At 68.0% G+C, this 21,192-nt stretch carries 19 protein-coding genes and 2 tRNA genes; 13 read left to right on the top strand and 8 right to left on the bottom strand.

What is annotated here, in order from left to right; all coding sequences use genetic code 11:
- Window positions 1-6: 6 nt before the first annotated feature.
- The 3 genes from ACN27E_RS00700 to ACN27E_RS00710 all read left to right on the top strand — a co-directional run bounded on the left by ACN27E_RS00700 (window position 7) and on the right by ACN27E_RS00710 (window position 2,715).
- Window positions 7-399, top strand: a complete 393-nt coding sequence (locus ACN27E_RS00700; protein ID WP_422746109.1) for a holo-ACP synthase — start codon at window positions 7-9, stop codon at window positions 397-399.
- 73 nt (window positions 400-472) lie between these two features.
- On the top strand, window positions 473-1,288 hold the full coding sequence (locus ACN27E_RS00705; RefSeq protein WP_422746111.1) for a formate/nitrite transporter family protein: 816 nt from the start codon (window positions 473-475) through the stop codon (window positions 1,286-1,288).
- A 95-nt stretch (window positions 1,289-1,383) separates the two neighbouring features.
- A complete protein-coding gene (locus tag ACN27E_RS00710; protein ID WP_422746113.1) occupies window positions 1,384-2,715 on the top strand; it encodes a dipeptidase in 1,332 nt (443 codons plus the stop codon).
- A gap of 34 nt (window positions 2,716-2,749) precedes the next feature.
- Here the strand turns inward: ACN27E_RS00710 and bcp are convergent, their stop codons facing one another.
- The gene (gene bcp, locus ACN27E_RS00715; protein ID WP_422746115.1) at window positions 2,750-3,223 is read right to left on the bottom strand and encodes a thioredoxin-dependent thiol peroxidase; all 474 of its coding nucleotides are present in this window, start codon (window positions 3,221-3,223) and stop codon (window positions 2,750-2,752) included.
- Between the two features lie 103 nt (window positions 3,224-3,326).
- On the opposite strand from bcp, the gene ACN27E_RS00720 reads away from it, so the two are divergent.
- From ACN27E_RS00720 to ACN27E_RS00730, 3 genes are all read left to right on the top strand, one after another.
- On the top strand, window positions 3,327-3,545 hold the full coding sequence (locus tag ACN27E_RS00720) for a DUF3618 domain-containing protein (RefSeq protein WP_422746117.1): 219 nt from the start codon (window positions 3,327-3,329) through the stop codon (window positions 3,543-3,545).
- A gap of 242 nt (window positions 3,546-3,787) precedes the next feature.
- On the top strand, window positions 3,788-5,482 hold the full coding sequence (locus ACN27E_RS00725; protein ID WP_422746119.1) for a flavin-containing monooxygenase: 1,695 nt from the start codon (window positions 3,788-3,790) through the stop codon (window positions 5,480-5,482).
- Window positions 5,483-5,515: 33 nt separating this feature from the next.
- Window positions 5,516-6,811 (top strand): cation:proton antiporter, encoded by a 1,296-nt coding sequence (locus ACN27E_RS00730; RefSeq protein ID WP_422750151.1) that lies wholly within the window; start codon window positions 5,516-5,518, stop codon window positions 6,809-6,811.
- Here the strand turns inward: ACN27E_RS00730 and ACN27E_RS00735 are convergent.
- Window positions 6,770-6,845, bottom strand: a tRNA-Lys gene (locus tag ACN27E_RS00735). The genes ACN27E_RS00730 and ACN27E_RS00735 overlap by 42 nt on opposite strands.
- A gap of 159 nt (window positions 6,846-7,004) precedes the next feature.
- On the opposite strand from ACN27E_RS00735, the gene ACN27E_RS00740 reads away from it, so the two are divergent.
- On the top strand, window positions 7,005-8,225 hold the full coding sequence (locus ACN27E_RS00740; protein ID WP_422746121.1) for a L,D-transpeptidase: 1,221 nt from the start codon (window positions 7,005-7,007) through the stop codon (window positions 8,223-8,225).
- A 63-nt stretch (window positions 8,226-8,288) separates the two neighbouring features.
- Here ACN27E_RS00740 and ACN27E_RS00745 read toward each other — a convergent pair.
- The 3 genes from ACN27E_RS00745 to cmrA all read right to left on the bottom strand — a co-directional run bounded on the left by ACN27E_RS00745 (window position 8,289) and on the right by cmrA (window position 9,951).
- Window positions 8,289-8,361: transfer RNA gene (locus ACN27E_RS00745), tRNA-His, on the bottom strand.
- 35 nt (window positions 8,362-8,396) lie between these two features.
- Window positions 8,397-9,044, bottom strand: coding sequence for an oligoribonuclease (gene orn / locus ACN27E_RS00750; protein ID WP_422746123.1), 648 nt, complete (start codon window positions 9,042-9,044; stop codon window positions 8,397-8,399).
- A gap of 100 nt (window positions 9,045-9,144) precedes the next feature.
- Entirely contained in the window at window positions 9,145-9,951 is an 807-nt protein-coding gene (cmrA, locus tag ACN27E_RS00755; RefSeq protein ID WP_422746125.1) for a mycolate reductase, read from the bottom strand.
- 25 nt (window positions 9,952-9,976) lie between these two features.
- Here cmrA and ACN27E_RS00760 point away from each other — a divergent pair, with 25 nt between their 5' ends.
- Entirely contained in the window at window positions 9,977-11,326 is a 1,350-nt protein-coding gene (locus ACN27E_RS00760; protein WP_422746127.1) for an MFS transporter, read from the top strand.
- Here ACN27E_RS00760 and ACN27E_RS00765 read toward each other — a convergent pair.
- Window positions 11,294-12,097 carry an MmpS family transport accessory protein gene (locus ACN27E_RS00765; RefSeq protein ID WP_422746129.1) on the bottom strand — a complete coding sequence of 268 codons (804 nt, stop codon included), beginning with the start codon at window positions 12,095-12,097 and terminating at the stop codon, window positions 11,294-11,296. The two genes, ACN27E_RS00760 and ACN27E_RS00765, sit on opposite strands and share 33 nt — an antisense overlap.
- Before the next feature lie 114 nt (window positions 12,098-12,211).
- On the opposite strand from ACN27E_RS00765, the gene ACN27E_RS00770 reads away from it, so the two are divergent.
- The 3 genes from ACN27E_RS00770 (at window position 12,212) to ACN27E_RS00780 (ending at window position 14,599) form a co-directional block, all read left to right on the top strand.
- Window positions 12,212-14,104: an alpha/beta hydrolase family protein gene (locus ACN27E_RS00770; protein ID WP_422746131.1), complete on the top strand. Its 1,893-nt coding sequence runs from the start codon at window positions 12,212-12,214 to the stop codon at window positions 14,102-14,104.
- Window positions 14,105-14,196: 92 nt separating this feature from the next.
- A complete protein-coding gene (locus ACN27E_RS00775; protein ID WP_422746133.1) occupies window positions 14,197-14,406 on the top strand; it encodes a hypothetical protein in 210 nt (69 codons plus the stop codon).
- Window positions 14,407-14,443: 37 nt separating this feature from the next.
- A complete protein-coding gene (locus ACN27E_RS00780) occupies window positions 14,444-14,599 on the top strand; it encodes a DUF6131 family protein (protein WP_422746134.1) in 156 nt (51 codons plus the stop codon).
- 7 nt (window positions 14,600-14,606) lie between these two features.
- On the opposite strand, the gene ACN27E_RS00785 is transcribed toward ACN27E_RS00780, so the two are convergent.
- Window positions 14,607-15,239 carry a TetR/AcrR family transcriptional regulator gene (locus ACN27E_RS00785; protein ID WP_422746136.1) on the bottom strand — a complete coding sequence of 211 codons (633 nt, stop codon included), beginning with the start codon at window positions 15,237-15,239 and terminating at the stop codon, window positions 14,607-14,609.
- A gap of 142 nt (window positions 15,240-15,381) precedes the next feature.
- Between ACN27E_RS00785 and ACN27E_RS00790 the strand changes: the two genes are divergently transcribed.
- Window positions 15,382-15,861: an Lrp/AsnC family transcriptional regulator gene (locus tag ACN27E_RS00790; RefSeq protein ID WP_422746138.1), complete on the top strand. Its 480-nt coding sequence runs from the start codon at window positions 15,382-15,384 to the stop codon at window positions 15,859-15,861.
- A 9-nt stretch (window positions 15,862-15,870) separates the two neighbouring features.
- Here ACN27E_RS00790 and ACN27E_RS00795 read toward each other — a convergent pair whose 3' ends face one another.
- Entirely contained in the window at window positions 15,871-19,383 is a 3,513-nt protein-coding gene (locus ACN27E_RS00795; RefSeq protein WP_422746140.1) for an indolepyruvate ferredoxin oxidoreductase family protein, read from the bottom strand.
- A 227-nt stretch (window positions 19,384-19,610) separates the two neighbouring features.
- On the opposite strand from ACN27E_RS00795, the gene ACN27E_RS00800 reads away from it, so the two are divergent.
- The gene (locus ACN27E_RS00800) at window positions 19,611-21,191 is read left to right on the top strand and encodes a carboxyl transferase domain-containing protein (RefSeq protein WP_422746142.1); all 1,581 of its coding nucleotides are present in this window, start codon (window positions 19,611-19,613) and stop codon (window positions 21,189-21,191) included.
- Window position 21,192: the final 1 nt, after the last annotated feature.

Consider the following 21,192-nt stretch of genomic DNA (forward strand, 5'->3'; position numbering starts at 1 on the left):
GCGCCCATGGCGATAGTCGGGGTGGGGATCGACCTGGTCTCGATCCCCGACTTCGCCGAACAGGTCGACCAGCCGGGCACGGTGTTCGCCGAGACGTTCACCCCGGGCGAGCGCCGCGACGCCGCCGACAAGAGTTCGTCGGCGGCGCGGCATCTCGCCGCCCGGTGGGCGGCCAAGGAGGCGGTGATCAAGGCCTGGTCCGGCTCCCGGTTCGCCAAGCGTCCGGTCCTGCCCGAGGGCATCCACCGCGACATCGAGGTGGTCACCGACATGTGGGGCCGGCCGAAGGTGCGGCTCTCCGGCGACATCGCCGAACACCTGCGTGACGCCACCATCCATGTGTCGCTGACCCACGAGGCGGACACCGCGGCGGCCGTCGCCATCATCGAGGAGCCGTAGGTTTCATCCCGCATGGGCGTTCGCCCAGCGGGTACTCGCCGGCTTCTGCCGCCGTACCGTGAGGACACCCACCGTGGCCGAAGCCAACCAACGTGAGCTGGGCGAGTCCGACAGCCCGATCGAGGACGAGCTGGAGCAGGCGTTCCGCAGGATGGTCGACGAGGGCACCCAGCGGCTGCATCGCCGCTGGCGCGAGGTCCTGGCGACCGGGTTCTTCGGTGGAACCGAGATCGCCGTCGGCGTGCTGGCCTATCTGTCGGTGCTGCAGGCCACCGACAACAAGCTGCTGGCCGGGGTGGCGTTCTCGATCGGATTCCTGGCGCTGCTGCTCGGTCGCAGCGAGTTGTTCACCGAGGGTTTTTTGGTCCCGGTGACCACCGTCGCGGCCAAGCGGGCCTCCTTCGCCCAGCTGCTCAAGCTGTGGAGTGGCACGCTGGTGGCCAACCTCGTCGGCGGCTGGATCCTGATGTGGTTGGTCATGGCGGCGTACCCGAAGCTGCACGAGACGACGGTCGAATCGGCGTCCCACTTCGTCTTCGCGCCGCTGAACCTGGAATCGGTGGCGCTGGCGCTGCTCGGCGGCATGGTGATCACCTTGATGACGCGGATGCAGCACGGCACCGATTCGATGGTCGGGAAGGTCGGCGCCGCAGTCGCCGGCGCTTTCCTGCTGGCCGGTCTGCAGATGTTCCACTCCATCCTCGATTCGCTGCTGATCTTCGGAGCGCTGATCGTCGGGGCCCCGTTCGGTTATCTGGACTGGCTGGCCTGGTTCGGGTACACGCTGGTGGGCAACATCGTCGGCGGTCTGGTGCTGGTGACGCTGCTGCGGCTGGTGCGCAGTAAGGACCGGTTGCAGGAGGAGCGCAGCGAGGCCGAGTCCGACTGACGTGCCGCGAGCGCGCGCGTCTGCACACGACGCGCCGCGGTATGCCGGCACGTTGCGCACGCTCGCGCCGCAGGCGCGATCACTACCCTGGGCGCATGAGCGATGTCGTCGACCGCGTCCGCGCGGTGCTGCCGTCGGTGCGGTCCGATCTGGAGGACCTCGTCCGCATCGAGTCCGTATGGGCCGACCCCGCGCGCAGGCCCGAGGTGCACCGCAGCGCGCAGGCGGTCGCCGACCTGCTCGGCGCGGCGGGGTTCGACGACGTCCAGATCGTCGCCGAAGGCGGCGCGCCAGCGGTCATCGCCCGCCATCCGGCGCCGCCCGGCGCGCCCACGGTGCTGCTCTACGCCCACCACGACGTCCAGCCCGAAGGCGACCCCGCGCAGTGGTCGTCCCCGCCGTTCGAACCGACCGAGCGCGATGGCCGGCTCTACGGCCGCGGTACGGCCGACGACAAGGCCGGCATCGCCACCCATCTGGCCGCGTTCCGGGCCTTCGGCGGGCAGCCCCCGGTCGGGGTGACCGTCTTCGTGGAGGGTGAGGAGGAATCCGGCTCGCCGTCTCTGGGGGCGTTGCTTGCCGCGCACAAGGACCTGCTCGCCGCGGACGTCATCGTGATCGCCGATTCGGACAACTGGAGCACCGAGCGGCCGGCGCTGACGGTGTCGCTGCGGGGCCTGGCGGACTGTGTGGTCGAGGTGGCGACCCTGGACCACGGCCTGCACTCCGGGTTGTGGGGTGGCGTGGTGCCCGACGCGCTGAGCGTGCTGGTGCGCCTGCTGGCCAGCCTTCACGATGACGACGGCAACGTCGCGGTCGAGGGTCTGCACGAGGGAAGCGCGGCGGATGTCGACCGCGGGCCGGACTGGGTGCGCGAGGAGTCCGGGATGCTCGACGGGGTCCGCGAAATCGGTTCGGGCTCAGTGGTGCAACGGTTGTGGGCCAAACCCGCGATCACGGTGATCGGCATCGACACCACGCCGATCGACAAGTCGTCCAACACCCTGACCCCGCGGGCGCGCGCGAAGATCAGCATGCGGGTGGCGCCGGGCGGGGACGCGCGGGCCCACCTCGACGCGCTGACCCGTCACCTGCAGGCGCACGTGCCGTGGGGTGCTCAGCTCACGGTGACCCCCGGCGACGTCGGCCAGCCCTACGCGATCGACGCCGGCGGTCCGGTCTTCGACGCCGCGCGCGAGGCGTTCCAGCAGGCCTGGGGCGCGGAGCCGGTGGACATGGGCATGGGCGGGTCGATCCCGTTCATCGCGGAGTTCGCCGAGGCGTTCCCCGCCGCGGCGATCCTGGTGACCGGCGTCGAGGATCCCGGCACGCAGGCCCACAGCGTCAACGAGAGCCTGCACCTCGGCGTGCTGGAGCGGGCGGCGACCGCGGAGGCGCTGCTGTTGGAAAAGCTGGGGACTTCCTAGCTTCGGCGGGCAGCAGCGCAGCGACTCAGGGGGATCACACCGACAGGTCGCGGCGCAGCTTGGCGACGTGGCCGGTGGCGCGGACGTTGTACTGCGCCTCGGCGATCTTGCCGGCCTCGTCCACGACGAACGTCGAGCGGATGACGCCCTGCACGGTCTTGCCGTACATCTGCTTCTCGCCGAAGGCTCCCCAGGCGGTGAGTACCTCTTTGTCCGGGTCCGACAGCAGCGGAAAGGTCAGGCCCTCGGCGTCGCGGAACTTGGCGAGCTTGGCCGGCTTGTCGGGGGAGATGCCGATGACGGCCAGCCCGGCGCCGTCGAGGTCGGTGAGATTGTCGCGGAAATCGCAGGCCTGTTTGGTGCAGCCGGGCGTGGATGCGGCCGGATAGAAGTAGACGATCACCTTGCGCCCCCGGTAGTCCGACAGGCTGACGGTGTTGCCGTCGGCGTCGGGCAGGCTGAAGTCTGGCGCGGTGTCACCCACCTCGAGGCGCGGGGTCTGCGGCATGCCTTGTCGTCCCTTCTTCGCGGCCGGGGTACCGGCTGCTCTAGGGTATTCGCAAAGGCTTGACCGAGATTGTGGGCCCAGTACGGGACTTGGAGGACATGACGTGGCGGACCGGGATCCCGATGCGATCAAGAAGGACATCGATGCAGCGCGTGACCAACTGGCGCTGACCGTCGACACTCTGGCCGAACGGGCCAACCCGCGTCGCCTGGCCGACGACGTCAAGGCTCGGCTGATCCAGTTCGTCACCCAGCCCGCCGTGGCGGCGTCGATCGCCGGGGTGACGCTGGTGGTGGTGGTCATCGCCGTGCGGCGACGCTGAGCCCAGACCGCACCGAGGGGCCGCACGCCATCGCCGGCGAATCGGCGTGCGTGCCGACCGTTACTGGCGTGATCGAATGACAGGGCCGGCCCGGACGAATCGCGATCTCTTCATTCACGGCAGTTCCACAGCCGACGGACAGGCAATTCCCAGGAAAAGGTAGCTCACCTAAACGACGTTAGGCCGCCCTAATATCTTGCCGTTCGCCCGTGCTAGTGAATGGCAGAAAATGCGGAGGTCTGATGAAAGTGTGTGTCGTCGGAGCGGGCCCCTGCGGGCTGACGACGGTGAAGCAGCTGCTCGACGAGGGGCACGAGGTCATGTGCTTCGACAAGAACGCCGAGGTCGGCGGGATCTGGCTGCGTGACGACAGCGACGGCGGCAAGACGAAGGCCTTCGACAACCTCCACCTGACGATCTCGATGAAATTGATGGCGTATTCGGACCATCCATTCGTGGGTGGGCGCAGGTTCTACACGCGGGCGCAGTACTTCGAATACCTCCGAAGCTATGCCGATCGATTTCATCTACGCGAGCGGATCGCTTTCAACAGCGAGGTCACCCACATCGAGCGGGCACACAGTTCCTGGAATGTGTCGGTGCGTACCGGGGGCGTCGATTCCATCAAGGAATTCGATGCCGTTGCGATCTGCTCTGGACCGTTCAAGACTCCGAATCTCGACGTCCCCGGTATCGAGGGCTTCACTGGAGAGGTCGTGCACTCCGCGGAGTACCGCGACAATGAGCGCTTCCGCGGCAAGCGAGTCCTGGTGGTCGGCCTCGCGGAGTCGGGCGCCGACATCGTCCGCGAGATCGGCGACGTCGCCGAGGCCTGCACGCTGTCCATCCGCTCGTACACCTATCTGCTGCCGCGCCTGATCGACGGCTATCGGACGACAGATCACGGGACGATTCGGGCGCATCATCACGAGATCTGTCGGCGGTCTAGTCCCTATCCGTTCATCCTCGGCACCTTCTGGGGTGAGAGCTCGATCGCCAAGGCCGTCTTCCTGGCGATGTCGGTGATCTATGGGTTCGCCACGGCCGCGCTCGGCCTGGCCCGGGCGCCGTGGAAGAAGCAGCCCGCCGGCTCGTCGCCCAACCCCTTCGGCGAACCCGTCGAACCAGCGAAACTCGACCTCGGGACGCTCGACACGAAGGAGAACCGGGACTTCATCGCGATGTGGAACCGTCGATCCCACCCCGACGGAAGCTGGGGGCAGCGGGGCATCTTCGGAAAGAACGTCACCTTCGTTCCGAGTATTGTCAGTGGCCGAGTCGGCTTGAACGACACCGGGATTCAGCGTTCCGTGGGGAGGACGGTGTTCTTTCGCGACTCCACGTCCGCGGAATTCGACGCCATCGTCCTGTGTACCGGCTTCAGCAGTCGCGAGATCTCCGTCGGAGATCTCCAGGTCAAAGACGGCAATGTGCGCAACCTGTACAAACACTTCGTCCACCCGGAATACGACGGAACCGCCGCATTCATCGGGTTCGTCCGTCCCTTCTCCGGTGGCATTCCCGTGTGCGCGGAGATGCAGGCCCGCTATTTCGCGCGACTGTGCAGCGGGACGAAGCGGTTGCCGCACAACCTCGATGAGGTGATCGGGCGAGAGAAGGAGTGGGAGGAATACTGGACGGCGTTGAGTCCGCGGCATACGGAGTCGACACCGTCGCAGATTCTCTACCTCGACGCGCTGGCGCGCGAAGTCGGCTGCCTGATCCCGATGTGGAAGTTGATCGTCAATCCGAAGTTGTTCGTGCAGGTCTGGTTCGGCAGTTTCAATCCGGCCTGCTACCGGATCGTCGGTCCGCACAACAGCGGTTCGGCCGCCCTTGCTGATCTCTACTCCGAACCCGTGGAGAACCGGCGGGACGTGGCTTTCCGCTTCTCTCTGTTGCAGTTGCTGCCGTCCTTCGTCCACCCCAGAGGATGACCATCGGCGCGCCCACCGGCAAGGGCGTATGCCATGCCACTCGGTGAAGTGCTTCGGAGTCTGACCACTCTGGTCGTCCTCGTGGTCGGCTCGGGGGTCGCGGGAAACTTGTTCCGGGCGATCGGTCAGCCCAGGGTGCTCGGGCCGATCGTCGTCGGCATCGCGGCGGGCACCGGACTGGCCATGTGCCCCGAAGCAGCTGCCACGGAGCTGGTTTCGGTGACCTCCCGCCACGTGCTCGACGTGGTGGGGACAGCGGGACTGCTGCTTCTGATGTTCTCGGTGGGCGCCGAACTGCGGACCTTTGGCAAGTCAGATGACGCGTCGGTAGGCTGGCGCGCTCTACCCTGCGTCGTGTTGCCCGTCGTGATCTGCGTACTTGCAGCATGGCCGTTCGCGGTGCGGCTGGATGGCGCCGGCGGCGTGCCGGGTCCGTTGTACGTCGGCATTGCGCTGGGCGTCACGGCGGTGCCGGTCCTCATGACGATCATCGAGGATCTGAACATCGGATCGCTCGGTGTCGCGCGGGTCGCGCTGCGCATCGCCGTCGTCACCGACGGCCTGGCGTGGATCCTGGTGAGCGTGCTGGAGGTCGCGAGCACGGAGCCGTCCGCGGTGTCCATTCCCGCACTCGCTCTCGGCGCGATGCTCCTGGGGATCGTCACCGCGGTCCTACCGCGCATCGTCGTATGGGCCGGCGCGCAGGGAAGAAGTGGCTCGACCCTGGGCGTGGTGGCGGTATCGGCGCTCACCGGCGCCACCGCGACCCAGTTCCTGGGACTGCACCCGGCAATCGGCGCGGTCATCGCGGGCTTCTTCTTTCCGAGCGGCATCGGCGACGAGGTGTCGCAACGGGGATACACCGCGGTGGTCGACGCGCTGTTGCCGGCCTTCTTCGTGAGCGCTGCTATGGAGGTTCCCCTGGAGGCGCTGCGCGAACTGTCCAGCCGAGGTGGTCTGGCGTGCGTGGCCGTCCTGGCTTTGTCGGCGGTCGCGTCCAAACTTGCCGCGGGCTACCTCTTCGGCGTTTCGAGAAATTGGTCGCGATCGTCATCAGCCCGGCTTGGGGTACTTCTGAATTGCCGGGGTGTCACCGAGATCGCCATCGCCTCGGTCGGATTCCAGGCCGGAGTGATCAGTCCCTTCGCCTTCGCGACCCTGTGCGGCCTGGCGATCGTGACGACCGGAGCCACCGTGCCGCTGTATCGCGCGGTGGGCGGATCCCCTCGACGCAGCCGAGCAGTGCGCCGGAACCGCAAAAGCCCCGCCGAGGCGGGGCCTTCTGGGTGGTGCGCCGTCAGGGTTTCGAACCCCGGACCCGCTGATTAAGAGTCAGCTGCTCTACCAACTGAGCTAACGGCGCGCGTGAGAGACGATAACAGGCCGCGCGCCGCCGCGTGAAATCGCCCGCCGGTGACCCCTGGCGCACCCGTTCGAGACGCGCGCCCGTGTCGGCGCTGCCCGTAGACTGTCCCCAACTTCCGCACGACGCGGATTGTGGTGGATGAGAGGTAAGAGAGCCATGTGGCAGGTCCGATCCGAGACCCGTCCGCGCAGTCAACGTACCTGGTGGGCGGGCATGCTGGTGATCCCGGCAGTCGTCCTGGGGCTGAGCTCGTGCTCGTCGCAGTCCGCTCCGGAGGCGCCGCAGGTGATCTCCGACAAAGGCACGCCCTTCGGGGATCTCCTGGTGCCCAAGCTCACGTCATCGGTGAAAGACGGCGCGGTGGGTGTCGCCGTCGACGCACCGGTGACGGTGGCCGCCGAGGGCGGTGTGCTGGGCGCGGTGTCGATGGTCGACGAGGACGGCGAGCAGGTCCCGGGCAACCTCAGCGCCGACGGCCTGAAGTGGGAGACCACCGATCCGCTGGGCTACAACGAGCGCTACACGCTGTCGGCGTCGTCGATGGGGCTCGGCGGCGTGACGTCGCGCGAGATGACGTTCGAGACGCACTCGCCGGAAAACCTGACGATGCCCTACGTGCTGCCCAACGACGGCGAGGTCGTCGGCATCGGTCAGCCGGTCGCGATTCGCTTCGACGAGAACATCACCAACCGGCTGGCCGCCCAGCAGGCGATCAAGGTGAAGACCGATCCGCCGGTCGAGGGCGCCTTCTACTGGTTGAGCAACCGTGAGGTCCGGTGGCGTCCGGCCGAGTACTGGAAGCCCGGCACCAAGGTCGACGTGGCCGTGAACACCTACGGCGTCGATCTCGGCGACGGGCTGTTCGGCCAGGAGAACGTCTCGACGCACTTCACCATCGGCGATTCGGTGGTCGCGACCGCCGACGATTCGAACAAGACGCTGACCATCCGGCGCAACGGCGAGGTGGTCAAGACCATGCCGATCTCGATGGGTAAGAACAGCACGCCGACCAACAACGGCACCTACATCATCGGCGACCGCTACTCGCACCTGGTGATGGATTCGTCGACCTACGGGGTGCCGGTCAACTCACCGAATGGCTATCGCACCGAGGTGGACTGGGCCACCCAGATGTCCTACAGCGGCATCTACGTCCACTCTGCGCCGTGGTCGGTGGGCAGCCAGGGCTACAGCAACGTCAGCCACGGTTGCCTCAATGTCAGCCCGTCGAACGCGAAGTGGTTCTACGACAACACCAAGCGCGGCGACATCGTCGAGGTCACCAACACGGTGGGCTCGGAGCTGCCGGGCACCGACGGCCTGGGCGACTGGAACATCCCGTGGGAGCAGTGGGAGGCCGGCAACGCCGGGGTCTGACACTCACCCTCAGAACGACGAACGCGGGCCTCAGCTTTCGCTGAGGCCCGCGTTGTCTCTCGGGGTGGCTGACGGGACTCGAACCCGCGACAGCCAGGATCACAACCTGGTGCTCTACCAACTGAACTACAGCCACCATCGCCGCGCATCGTGCACGCGGCGTCGTCGATACTAGCCGCTCGCGGGCTCCGGAGCCGAATCGGTGCCCTTACCGTTGCGCGCGGGAGGTCCCAACTCGGCCGAGATGGCAGCGATATCGCTGGTGGACGGTCCTGGTGGGGTGACGAATGCGGTGCGCCGGTAGTACTTGAGCTCTCTGATCGATTCGTGGATGTCGGCCAGCGCGCGGTGGGCCAGTCCCTTCTCCGGCTGACCGAAGTAGATCCGCGGATACCAGCGCCGGCACAGCTCCTTGATGGAGCTGACGTCGATCATCCGGTAGTGCAGATAGTCGTCGAGCTTGGCCATGTCCCGGGCGATGAAGCCGCGGTCGGTGGCGATCGAATTGCCGGCCAGCGGCGCGGTCTTGGCCTGCTTGACGTGGCCGCGGATGTAGTCGAGGACCATCTCCTCGGCGGTGGCGACGTCGACCGTCGAAGCCTTCACCTCGTTGATCAGACCTGACCGCGTGTGCATGTCGGTGACCACCGGGACCATGTTGTCGAGCGCCTCGTCCGGCGCGTGGATCACCACGTCCAGGCCCTCACCGAGGATGTTCAGGTCGGCGTCGGTGACCAGGACGGCGATCTCGATGAGGAGATCCGACCCGAGGTCGAGGCCGGTCATCTCGCAGTCGATCCACACCAATTCTTCGCGCACGGGGTTCCAGGGTATGCGCCCGCGTTCGGCGCGCGCGCCGACGGTGTGGTTTCGGCGTGCGCACGCGCGCTGAGCGCGCGCCTGCGCACCCCGAAATCGCTCAGTCGCCGCCGAGCTTCTTGTAGACCGCCCCCACGATCGGCGTGACGATCGCGCGCGGCACATAGCCGCTGGCCACCGACATACCCTTTGACGTCACGCCCGGCACCACCCGCATCTTGTTGCGCTCGAGGCCGTCGAGGGACAGCTTGGCGGTGTACTCGGTCGAGATCCACAGGAAATCCGGGATCAGCCGTTCCACCAGCGACTGTTCGGCGGTGTCGGGCAGCGTTTCGCGCACCGGTCCAGGCGCCAGCACGGTGACGTGCACACCGTCGCCTTTGAGCTCTCCACGCAGCGACTCGCTGAAGGTGTTGGCGAACGCCTTGGTGGCCGCGTAGGTCGCGTTGTTCGGGATCGGCGAGTTACCGGCGGCCGAACCGGAGATCAGGATGCCGCCGGAGCGACGAGCCACCATGCCGGGCACCACGGCCAGCACGAGGTCGTGCACGCCGAGCACGTTCAGCTGCACCTGCGCCTTCTCGGCGGCGGGGTCCAGCCGCGACACCGGTCCGAATGTGGCGGTGCCGGCGTTGGCGCACAGAATCGAGATCTCCCGGGTGGCGAGTTCATCGCACAGCGCGGTGCGCGCCGCGGGGTCGGCCAGGTCGACGGGGCGCACCTCCACGGTCACGCCGTAGCGGTCGGTCAGCCGCTGCGCCAGCGCCTCGAGCACCTCGGCCCGGCGCGCGGTGATGATCAGGTGATGGCCACGCGCGGCCAGTTCGGTGGCCAGCGCCTCGCCGATGTTCTGGGACGCGCCGGTGACCACCGCGCGCGCGTCGGGACGGGGAGCGGGTACAGGCATGCGCCGGAGCATATCGTGGGCAATCGTGCGCTCCGCCTCACCGCAGGTCCCGCCCGTGCCGACCGCGGGGCCGTTGCGGGTCGTCGCCTGGGGGCTGTGGGACTGGGGTTCGACTGCCACCAACGCGATCGTGGTGACCTTCGTGTTCTCGGTCTACCTGACCGGTGCGGTGGGTTCGGACCTGCCTGGGGACACCTCGCCGACGAGCTGGCTGGGCCGGGCGATGACGGTCGCCGGCCTGCTGGTGGCGGTACTGGCCCCTGTCACCGGGGTGTTGGTCGGTGCGCCACACCGGCGGCGGGTCGCGCTCGCCGCGCTGACCGGTCTCGCGGTTCTGTTGACCGCCTCGATGAGCTTGATCCGCGACGACCACCGCTATCTGTGGGCCGGCCTGATCCTGATGTCGTGTACGGCGGCCTGCAGCGATCTGGCGAGCGTGCCCTACAACGCGATGCTGCGGCAGCTCTCGACACCGCAGAACTCCGGGCGGATCTCCGGATTCGGCTGGGCGATGGGTTATTCAGGCACGGTACTGCTGCTGCTGATCGTGTATTTCGGGTTCATCACCGGCGAGGGGGACGATCGCGGCGCGCTCGGCGTTCCGGCCGCCGACGGGCAGAACGTACGCGCGGCGATGCTGCTGACCGCGGCATGGTTCCTGCTCTTCGCACTGCCGCTGCTGGTGTCCGCCCCGACCGCGGGCCCGCCGTCGGATCCGCCGGTGACGTTGCGTGGCGCGTACCGCAGGCTGTGGGCCGAAGTCGTGGGGGAATGGCGGCGCGACCGCAACATCGTCTACTACCTGCTCGCCAGCGCGGTGTTCCGGGACGGGCTGGCCGGGGTGTTCGCATTCGGTGCGGTCCTCGGGGTGAGTGTGTACGGGATCTCCCCGGCCGACGTCCTGCTGTTCGGGGTGGCCGCGTGTGTGGTCGCGGCGATCGGCGCAGTGGCCGGTGGATTGCTCGACGACCGGATCGGGTCCAAACCGGTGATCGTCGGATCGCTGATCTCGATGATCGCCGTCGGGCTGGTGATGCTGGCGCTGTCCGGTCCGCTGACGTTCTGGGTGTGCGGACTGCTGCTGTGCGTGTTCATCGGGCCGACGCAGTCCGCCGCGCGCACGCTGATGCTGCGGATGGCCGCGGAGGGTAAGGAAGCGGTCGCTTTCGGTCTCTACACCACGACCGGCCGGGCGGTGGCCTTCCTGGCCCCGTGGCTGTTCTTCACCTTCATCGATCTGTTCGGCACCGACCGGGCGGGCATGGGCGGGCTCTGCGTGGTGCTCACCGCGGGCCTGCTGGCGATGCTGGCGGTCCGGGTGCCGCCGCGGCGGCAACCTGCGTCAACCTGTGCCGACGCAGAAGGTCAGCCCTGAGCCGGTGCTCTGCTCGACCTTGACGCCGTCGATGGCCACCGAGCAGGTGACGTCGCGACCGACGTTGATGATGCTGATCCGGGCGGCGCTCTGAGCGGGTGAGGGCAACTCCACCTGCTTGCTCCACGGCAGCATCACGTTGAACTCGGTCTGCGGCACGCCGCCGGTGTCGGTGTAAGTGATGTTGATGACCCGGCCTTCGCCGATGACGTTGTACTCCACGGTCTCCATGACGGCGGGCTCGGGGAACCCGCCGATCGGCGGCAGCGGTGTGGCCGTGGTGCGCGGGGTGGTCGAGGGTGCCGCGCTGGGCGCCGACGTCCGCGGCGTCGTAGGACGGATCTGTGACGTCGTGGGTGCGATGGGCTCCTGTCCGGACGGGGCCGGGGCGAGCACGGTCTGCTGGCGCGAGCTGTTGGCGAGTACCAGCGCGATCACCAGGGCGACGACGAGCAGGACCACGGCCGCGGCCAGCACCCACAACCATGTCGGGGTCTTCGAACCGGATGACGGCGGCTCCTGCGGTTCGCCGGGCGGATAGCCGGGTCCGTATCCCGGGCCGTAACCAGGACCGTACTGTCCGGTGGCGTTGGGGTCGTATCCGTACTGCTGATACGGGTCCAGCCGCTCGGTGGGATGCTGGCCCATGGGTCGCTGATAGGGCGACCCGTAGGGCGCCTGGTCGGCATACGCCGGATCGGGGTGGCGCGGATAGCCGTTTCCGTACGACTGGCCGGGGTCCCCGCCGTCGCGACGTGGTGAATCAGTCATATCCACCTCATGGTCGCAGGTTACCTGCGGTCCCCGCTGTTCTGTCGCGGTGTGGGGTGTTTGGACGTCTCCGATTGATCATGAGGGGCTGGCCCGCCGCCGGTTGACGCGACGATGGACAATCGACGCGTGGTACGTCAGGTGCGCGCGAATTACGGTGCGTCGCTGTCCCCGGACGCGACGGCCTTCGCCCACCTCGTGGACGACGGCGGCTACCCTTCGGCGGTCCAGCGGTTCCTGCAGGGTTGGCGGGCGAGCTCGTCACGTGACGTCGACCTGCCCGTCGTCGGACCGGTCGTGCGGGTGATGCACTCTGCCGACGGTCACTGGCTGGCCTGTCAGGTGGCGCCCGAGGGCAGTGACCGTTTTCAGATCTGGGTCGTGACAACCGATCCCGATGACCGTGACGCCCACCGGGTGGACTTCTGGGCGCCCGGTCAACCCGAGGGCAGCGCCGAGTTGATCGGCTGGGACGGCACGCAGGTCGCGGCCATCCTGACCGGTGAGGACGGCGTCGGCACGTCCTGCCTGATCGATCCGTCCGACGGCAGCGCCATCGTCATCGACCGACGGACAGCGGGCCGGCTGGTCGACGCGTGGGCGGGCGCGGCGCTGGTCCGGGTCGGTCCGCGTGGTTACCGGGACCTCATGCTGCTGCGGGGTCTGACCGAGACGGCCCTGCTGCCCTACGACCCCGGCTCGACGACCGACATGGGGTACATCCTCGACGACCACAGTCCCCGCCGGTTGCGCTCGGGCATCATCGGTGACCATTTCGAGCTGTACCAGCCGGCCAAGACCTACGGCGTCAACAGCACCGAGGGCTACGTGCGGGCGTTGATCCGCAGCGACAACGGCGGAACCCACGCCCGTCTGATCGAGGTCACGCAGACGGCCGAGGGCGTGTCCTATCACGTGGTCGCCGAGAAGCCGGGATTCGATCTCGACGAATTCGTGGTCAGCGACGATCTGTCGACGGTCGCGTTGCTGTGGAACATCAACGGCTGCAGCGAATTACAAATTCTGGAATACGCCGACAACACGCTGTCCGAACCGATCCCGTTGCCCGGGCTGGTGGCCACCGAGCTGAGTATCAGCGCCGGCGGGTCGATGGTCGCCATGACGGTGGAGAGTCCTTCGCTGCCGCCGACGGTGGAGCTGGTCGACCCTCGCTCGCGGGAATGGCAGCGAGTCGACCGCGAGCCCAGCGAGGGGCCGCTGACGGCGGATCCGACTCTCGAAACCATCACCACGCGTGACGGTTTGGAGATCACCGGCTGGCTGTACCGCCCGCCGGCGCCGGTCGAGCCGATCGGCGCGATGATCTTCTTGCACGGCGGCCCGGAGGGTCAGTCGCGACCGGGTTACAACGAGTACTACCCACCGCTGCTGGCCGCCGGCATCACGGTGTTCACCCCGAACGTCCGCGGCTCCGGGGGGTTCGGCAGAGCCTTCATGCACGCTGACGACAAGGAGCTACGCTTCGCCGCCATCGACGATGTGGCCGACTGCGTGCACCACCTGATCGAGTCCGAGGCGGTCCCGGCCGATCGGATCGCCTGCTGCGGATGGTCCTACGGCGGATATCTGACTCAGGCAGCGTTGACCTTTCACCCCGAATTGTTCGCAGCCGGCATCAGCATCTGCGGTATGAGCGATCTGAACACCTGGTACCGCAACACCGAGACCTGGATCGCGAGCGCGGCCTATCCCAAGTACGGCCATCCAATCGGTGATCGCGACCTGCTGGAGCGGCTGTCTCCACTGTTGCGCGCGCCGGCGCTCACGGCTCCGCTGCTGCTCGTGCACGGCGGCAACGACACGAACGTGCCGCCGAGTGAGTCGCAGCAGATGTATGAGGCGCTGCGGGCGCTCGACCGCACCGTCGAATTGCTGATCTTCGGCGACGACGGCCATGAAATCGTCAAGCGCGAGAACCGCGCGGCGCTGGTCGAGGCGATGTCCAACTGGTTGGTGAAGGCGTTCACGCCGGCGTCGGTGGGCTGACCCCCGGCGTGGATGGTCAGGTTTGGCCTAAATGACCTCAGGGTAAACCGTGCTGCGCGTCACGTTGACGCGAACGAGGGAGGAGGCGCGGCATGAGGGGCCTGATCGGCATTATTGTCCTCGTCTGGTTGGTGATCGGCGTCGTGGCTGCTTGGCAGCGCGACTATTTCAAGACCGGGGACGCGAACTGCGCCACCGCGGCGAATGTGGCCCTGACGGTCGTGGCGGGTCCGCTGAATTACGCCGGGGTCAATCCGAAGGTGAACTGTGCCGAGGTGCAGCTCCCGCAGCCCAGCCAGTGACCGCGGCACCGACAGATAACAGGAGATGGAGTAGACAGTGATAATTCTCGGAATCATCCTGGTGGTACTGGGCTTCGTGCTGGGCATGAACATCCTGACGACCATCGGAGCGGTGCTCATCGTCGTAGGTGCGGTCTTCTGGATTCTCGGAGCGACCGGCCGGGCCGTGGGGGGTCGAAAAGTCTGGTATTAGCCTGACGTCAATCTCGTAGCCGACCGGCCGGGGCCAGCGCCGCCACTGTCATCGCCCGTAGGACAGTGCGCGAGCTGGCCTCGGCCGTTCGGTGTCCCCCGGGTTTGACGCTGTGCGGAGTCGAGTTGAGCAGCCCGAAGGCGGCGTGGGCCATCACCCGCGCGTCGGCCTCGCCGAGCTGCTCGTCGAGCTCACGCAGAATGTCGACCCAGATCTCGACATAGAGCCGTTGCGCCCGCCGCACTTGACGTTTCGCCGGTTCCGGCAGATAGCCGAGATCGCGATCCTGAATGCGGATGAGGTCGGATTCGCCCAGGGCGAAGTCGAGATGGAAGTCGATGAGTCCCTCGAGCGCTGCGGCGGCGTCGGTCGCGCCGGCGAGCACCTCCCGGGCGCCGGCGAGTAGTCGGGTGCTGATCCCGACGAGCAATTCGACCAGCAACGCTTCCTTGTTGGGAAAGTGCCGATAGATCGCCGGACCGCTGATACCGACTGCGGCACCGATGTCCTCCAGGCGCACCGCGAGGAAACCTCTCTCGGCCACCAAGCGCTCGGCGGCATCGATGAGCTGGCTGCGCCGGTCCGACTTCGCCTGGCTGCGGCGGGTCCCGGTGGGTGATCCCGCGGATGGCCTGGTCACGGGCGCTCCTCGGGTTGGCGGAAATTCCGGTTAATGACCGCTAACTGTAGCACGAGTTAGTGATGATTAACTGGGAGATGGTTCCCTGCGGTGCTAGCGTGGCTGTACCAATGGTGCCCCGTTCTGGGATGGGAGCGATCCGATGGCTCAGCGCCTCGACAAGTTGGACCTCGATCTGCTCAAGCTGATCGTCGACGATGCGAAGGCCGGCGTACGGGAGTACGCCCGTCGTCTCGGGGTGGCTCGTGGAACCGTGCAGTCGCGGATCGACCGCTTCGGCGCCAACGGCGTCATCACCAGTTACCGTCCGCAACTGCAGCCGACCGCGCTCGGCTACTCCATCCTGGCGTTCGTGCACGTGCACATCGCCCAGGCCATGATGGACGCGACCTGCGATGAGCTGGCCGACATCCCCGAGGTCATCGAAGTGAATTCCGTTGCCGGGGAAGGTGATCTGCTGTGCCGCGTAGTCGCCCGTGATCACGACGACTTCGAGCGGGTGCTGCAGGCGATGATCGCCTGCAAGGGGGTGCTGCGCACCCGCTCCGAGCTGGTGCTGTCGCGGCGCATCCCGTCACGCGTCACGCCCCTGCTGGACAAACTGCGGACCCAGGTCGGCTGACCCGCGTGCTCAGCCGCGCACTCCGTCGGTGTCGACGCCCAGCTCGCGCAGCCGCTGCAGATAGCTCTCGACGCTGCGCAGCTTGACCTCCTCGTACCCCCGGACGAGGTCCGCCGCCTCGGCGACGGCCGTCGCGCGGGCATACGACTCCGCGGTCAGCGCCGCGCACAACTCCCGTACCCGCGCCTCGTAATGCGCGGCGAGCCTGCGCTCGAGGCGCCGCATCGCCGTGTGCCCGAACGGATCGAGCCACGTACCGCGCAATCGCTTGCCCTTGGCGAGCATCCGCAGCGTGCCGTGGCTGCGCGGACCGAAGCCGATCTTCGACGACCGTCCCAGCGCCTTCAGGGTGGGCGGGTGCAACCGGTAGGTGAGGTCCTCGCCGCCGGGGACCTCGGCCTGCACCGAGGCGAGGAACGCCGGATCGGTGAGCAGGCGCGCCACCTCGTATTCGTCCTTGTACGCCAGGAAGCGGTGCAGGCCGCGGACGACGGCCTCGCTGAAGGACGTGTCCTCGGTGCAGTAGCGCTCCGCATCCCAGGCCCGGTGCACGGTGTCCAGGTAGCGGTGAGCGATCCGGGCATCCTGGTAGGCCACCAGCTGTGCGACGCGCCTGCGCACCAGCTCGGCGGTAGGACCCGACACGCGGATGGCCTCGCGGAACTCCTCGGGCAGGTGATCGTCGCTGCGCTCGGCGGCGATCCGCCGCGCGGCGGCCGCGGCGAAGGCGTCCGGATCGGCCACGGCCGCACGTCCCCACCCGAACGCGGCCAGGTTCGCCCGGACCGCCACCCCGTTGAGCTCGATCGCCTCGGCGATGGCGTGCGCCGGGATCGGTAGCGCGCCCGCCTGGAACGCGGCGCCGACCAACAGGAAGTTGGCGGCCGCGGTGCTGCCGAACAGAGTCTGCGCGGCCGCGAGCGCGTCGAAGGCGATCGCACGCCGGCTGTTGACGTCGAGCCGGTTGTAGAGCCCGGCCTCGTCCGGCTTGGCCACCGACGGGTCGTAGACCATCTGGCCGGTGGGGGTGGCGCTGGTCGAGGCGACGGTGACCGTCCGCCCCGGCGCACCGTAGGCGGCGTTCACCGGGTCGGCGGCGGTCAGCAGGTCGAAGGCCAGGATGCAGTCCGCCTCGCCGGAGCCGACTCGGTTGGCGCCCTCGAACCGATGATGTGCGAGGCGCAGATGCGACGTCACCGGACCGGCCTTCTGGCTCAGTCCCGTCTGGTCGAGACCTTCGACGTGCAGTCCGGCACGCAGGGCGGCCATGCCCAGGACCTGGTTGACGGTGACGATGCCGGTGCCCCCGATCCCGGCGAGGAACACGTTGTGGACACCGTCGATCGACGGCAGCGCGGGCTCGGGCGCATCGGGCGGCGGGGGAGTCGACTTCGATTGTGGCGCAGCATCTTCGGGGAGTTCCACGGTGACGAACGAGGGACAATCGCCGTCGAGGCAGGAGTAGTCGGTGTTGCACGACGTCTGGTCGATGCGGGTCTTGCGCCCGAACTCGGTGTCGACCGGCTGAACGGACAGGCAGTTGCTCTTCACCCCGCAGTCGCCACATCCCTCGCAGACCGCCTCGTTGATCACCACGCGGGTGCGCCGCACGGGTTGGGTGCCACGTTTGCGGCCCCGGCGCGCCTCGGCGGCGCACTGCTGGTCGTAGATCAGCACGGTCACCCCCGGCACCTCGCGCAGCCGGCGCTGGGCCTCGTCGAGGCGGCTGCGGTCCCACACCGTGACGCCGCGGGCGAAGCGGGTGCGATCGTGCCTGCGGGGATCGTCGCTGCACACGATGATCTCGGCCACTCCCTCCGAGCGCAGCGTGTGGGTCAGCTCGGGTACCGAGAGGGCTGCCTCGGCGTCCTGTCCACCGGTCATCGCGACGGCGGAGTTGTACAGGATCTTGTAGGTGATGTTCACCCCGGCGGCGATGCAGGCCTGCAGCGCCAGCTGACCCGAGTGGAAATACGTTCCGTCACCGATGTTCTGGAAGATGTGGGTGACGTCGGTGAATGGCGCCTGTCCGATCCACTGGGCGCCCTCGCCGCCCATCTGCGTCAGCCCGGTCACCTGAGAGTCGGTGCGCGAGGACATCGTCACGAGGGTGTGGCAGCCGATGCCACCCGCGGCCAGCGAGCCGTCGGGGACGGTGGTGGACCGGTTGTGCGGACACCCCGAGCAGAAGTAGGGCGTGCGGCGGGCGGGCAGGACGGTCAGCTCGAGTCGCGGCGGGGGCGGCGCGGCGACCTCCACATGACCGCGCAGCACCCGACGCAGCGGTCCGGTCAGGCGGGCCGCGGTGAGCTGCCCGTCGGCGGGCACCAGCCTGCGGCCGTCGCGGTCGGCCTTGCCGAGCACCGGGGCGGCGCCCGACCCGTACAGCAGGTCCTTGACCTGCCGCTCGACGAACGGCGTCTTCTCCTCGACGACCAGGATCAGCTCGACCCCGCGCGCCAGCCGACGCAACCGTTCGGCGCCGAGCGGATACGGCATGCCCACGCGGAGCACTCGGATGCCGGCGTCCATCAGGGCAGAGTGGTGCAGGCCGAGGTCGGTGAGGGCCTGGCGCAGCGCATCGTAGGCCGTTCCGACGGCGACGATCCCGATGCGCGCATGCGGCGGGTCCACCTCGATGCGGTCGATGTCGTTGGCGGCGCCGAACGACTCGACCATGGCCCACCGCGGCCCGAACAGATCGGCCTCGGCGAGCAAGCTGTCCGGCGGTGAGGCCATCACGCGCTGCCGATAGGTCCACGGCGCGCCCTCCCACTCGAGGCTGGGGACGTGCACCGGCAGACCGGCGTAGTCCCCGGTGACGGTCCACAGGCCGTCGGCCACGTCGGCGACGATCTTCAGGCCCACCCAGCAGCCCGAGGCGCGGGACAGCGCGGTCCCGTAGATGCCGAAGGCGATGACCTCGTCGGCGTTGCGGGGGAACAGCACCGGCATACCCAGTGCGGCAAGGGAACCCTCGCTGGCACAGGGCAGGGTCGACGACTTGGCGGCCGGATCGTCGCCGACGAGGACCAGCGCTCCGCCGCGGGGGTGGGCGCCGTACATGTTGGCGTGCCGCAGGGCGTCACCCGCTCGGTCGAGGCCGGGGCCCTTGCCGTACCAGACGCCCACGACGCCGTCGTGGGTGCGCGAACCCTTCGGCAGTTCGCGTTGGCTGCCCCAGACGGCGGTCGCCGCCAGTTCTTCGTTGACTCCCGGCGCCAACCGGATGTCGTGCTCCTCGGCCAGGCGTGGGATTCCGCTGAGCAGGCGGTCGAGCCCGGCCAGGGGGCTGCCCTGGTAGCCCGACACGAACGTCGCCGTCCGCTGTCCGGCCGCGGTGTCGCGCGCGTGCTGTTCGACGAGGAGGCGTGCGATCGACTGGACCCCGGTCAGCATGACCGGCCCCGACGTCGCCGCGTACCGGGCGTTCAGGTCGGCGTGTTGGATGGGGGTCTCGCGTACGTCGGTCACCACAGTCTCCCCTCGACCGCTGCCTGCTGAAGCCAGCTTCTGGTACATCCACTGTGGCCAGCGCGGGGATATCGGGTCAATCGAAGACGGCAAATCGATACCAAGTGCACAGAGTCGGGCCGCGCCGACCGCTCGAAATCGGGCATGTGGTCCAGGTCACGTATCGTCGGCCGAGGGTGTCCTGCCACTCGCGCCGGGGGCTGGACATGTCAGTTAATCGGCGTTAACGTCTCCGCTGAAGTTAAGCATCATTAACTCTTCGGTCTGGAGGTTCGGTGCCACGGGTCCTGTCCCACCGCGACGACCAGCTCGCGCTGGTGACACAGCTGCGCACCAAACTCGCCACCGCCGCCCTCGGTGGACCCGCCAGGTCGCGCGAGCGGCACGTGGGCCGCGGCAAGCTGCTGCCGCGCGACCGCGTCGACGGCCTGCTCGATCCCGGCAGTCCGTTCCTGGAGATCGCACCGCTGGCGGCCGACGGGATGTACGACGACGAATGCCCGGCCGCCGGGATGATCACCGGCATCGGCCGGGTCTCAGGTCGCGAGTGCATGATCGTGGCCAACGATGCGACGGTGAAAGGGGGCACGTACTACCCCGTCACGGTGAAGAAGCATCTGCGCGCCCAGGAGATCGCCGGACAGAACCGGTTGCCGTGCATCTACCTCGTCGACTCCGGAGGCGCGTTCCTGCCGCGACAGGACGAGGTCTTCCCCGACCGGGACCACTTCGGGCGCATCTTCTACAACCAGGCCACGCTCAGTGCCCAGGGGATCCCGCAGATCGCCGCGGTGCTCGGATCCTGTACCGCCGGTGGGGCCTACGTGCCCGCGATGAGCGACGAGGCCGTGATCGTGCGCAACCAGGGCACGATCTTCCTCGGCGGTCCGCCGCTGGTGAAGGCCGCGACGGGTGAGGTGGTCACCGCGGAGGAACTCGGGGGCGGGGACCTGCACGCCAAGGTCTCCGGAGTGACCGACCACCTGGCTCACGACGACCGCGACGCCCTGCGGATCGTCCGCCGCATCGTGGCGACCCTGGGCCCCAAACAACTGCCCCCGTGGGACGTGCTGCCCGCCGTCGACCCGGTGGCCGACCAGACCGAGCTCTACGACGTGGTGCCGGTCGACTCACGGGTGCCCTACGACGTACACGAGGTCATCACCCGCATCGTCGACGGGCCATCCCCCGGCGCTTCGCTTGCCCAAGGTGGCGAATTCACCGAGTTCAAGGCCGAATACGGCACCACGCTGGTCACCGGCTTCGCCCGTATCCACGGCCACCCCGTCGGCATCGTCGCCAACAACGGCGTGCTGTTCGGCGAATCCGCCCTCAAGGGAGCGCATTTCATCGAACTGTGCGACAAGCGGTCCACCCCGCTGCTGTTCCTGCAGAACATCGCCGGATTCATGGTGGGCCGCGACTACGAGGCGGGCGGAATCGCCAAGCACGGCGCGAAGATGGTGACCGCGGTGGCGTGCGCGCGGGTGCCGAAGCTGACGGTGGTGATCGGCGGATCGTACGGCGCCGGCAACTATTCCATGTGCGGCCGCGCGTATTCGCCCCGCTTCCTGTGGATGTGGCCCAATGCGCGCATTTCGGTGATGGGCGGTGAGCAGGCCGCATCGGTGCTGGCCACGGTCCGCGGTGAGATGTCGGACGAGGAAGCCGAGGCCTTCAAGGCGCCGATCCGTGAGCAGTACGAGCGGCAGGGCAACCCCTACTACTCCACGGCGCGGCTGTGGGACGACGGTGTCATCGATCCTGCCGACACCAGAACCGTTGTCGGCCTGGCACTCTCCATTGCCGGGCAGGCGCCGCTCGAGCCGGTCTCCTACGGCGTCTTCCGGATGTGAC

This window comes from Mycobacterium sp. WMMD1722 (genome assembly GCF_049315205.1).
Classification (GTDB): Bacteria; Actinomycetota; Actinomycetes; order Mycobacteriales; family Mycobacteriaceae; genus Mycobacterium.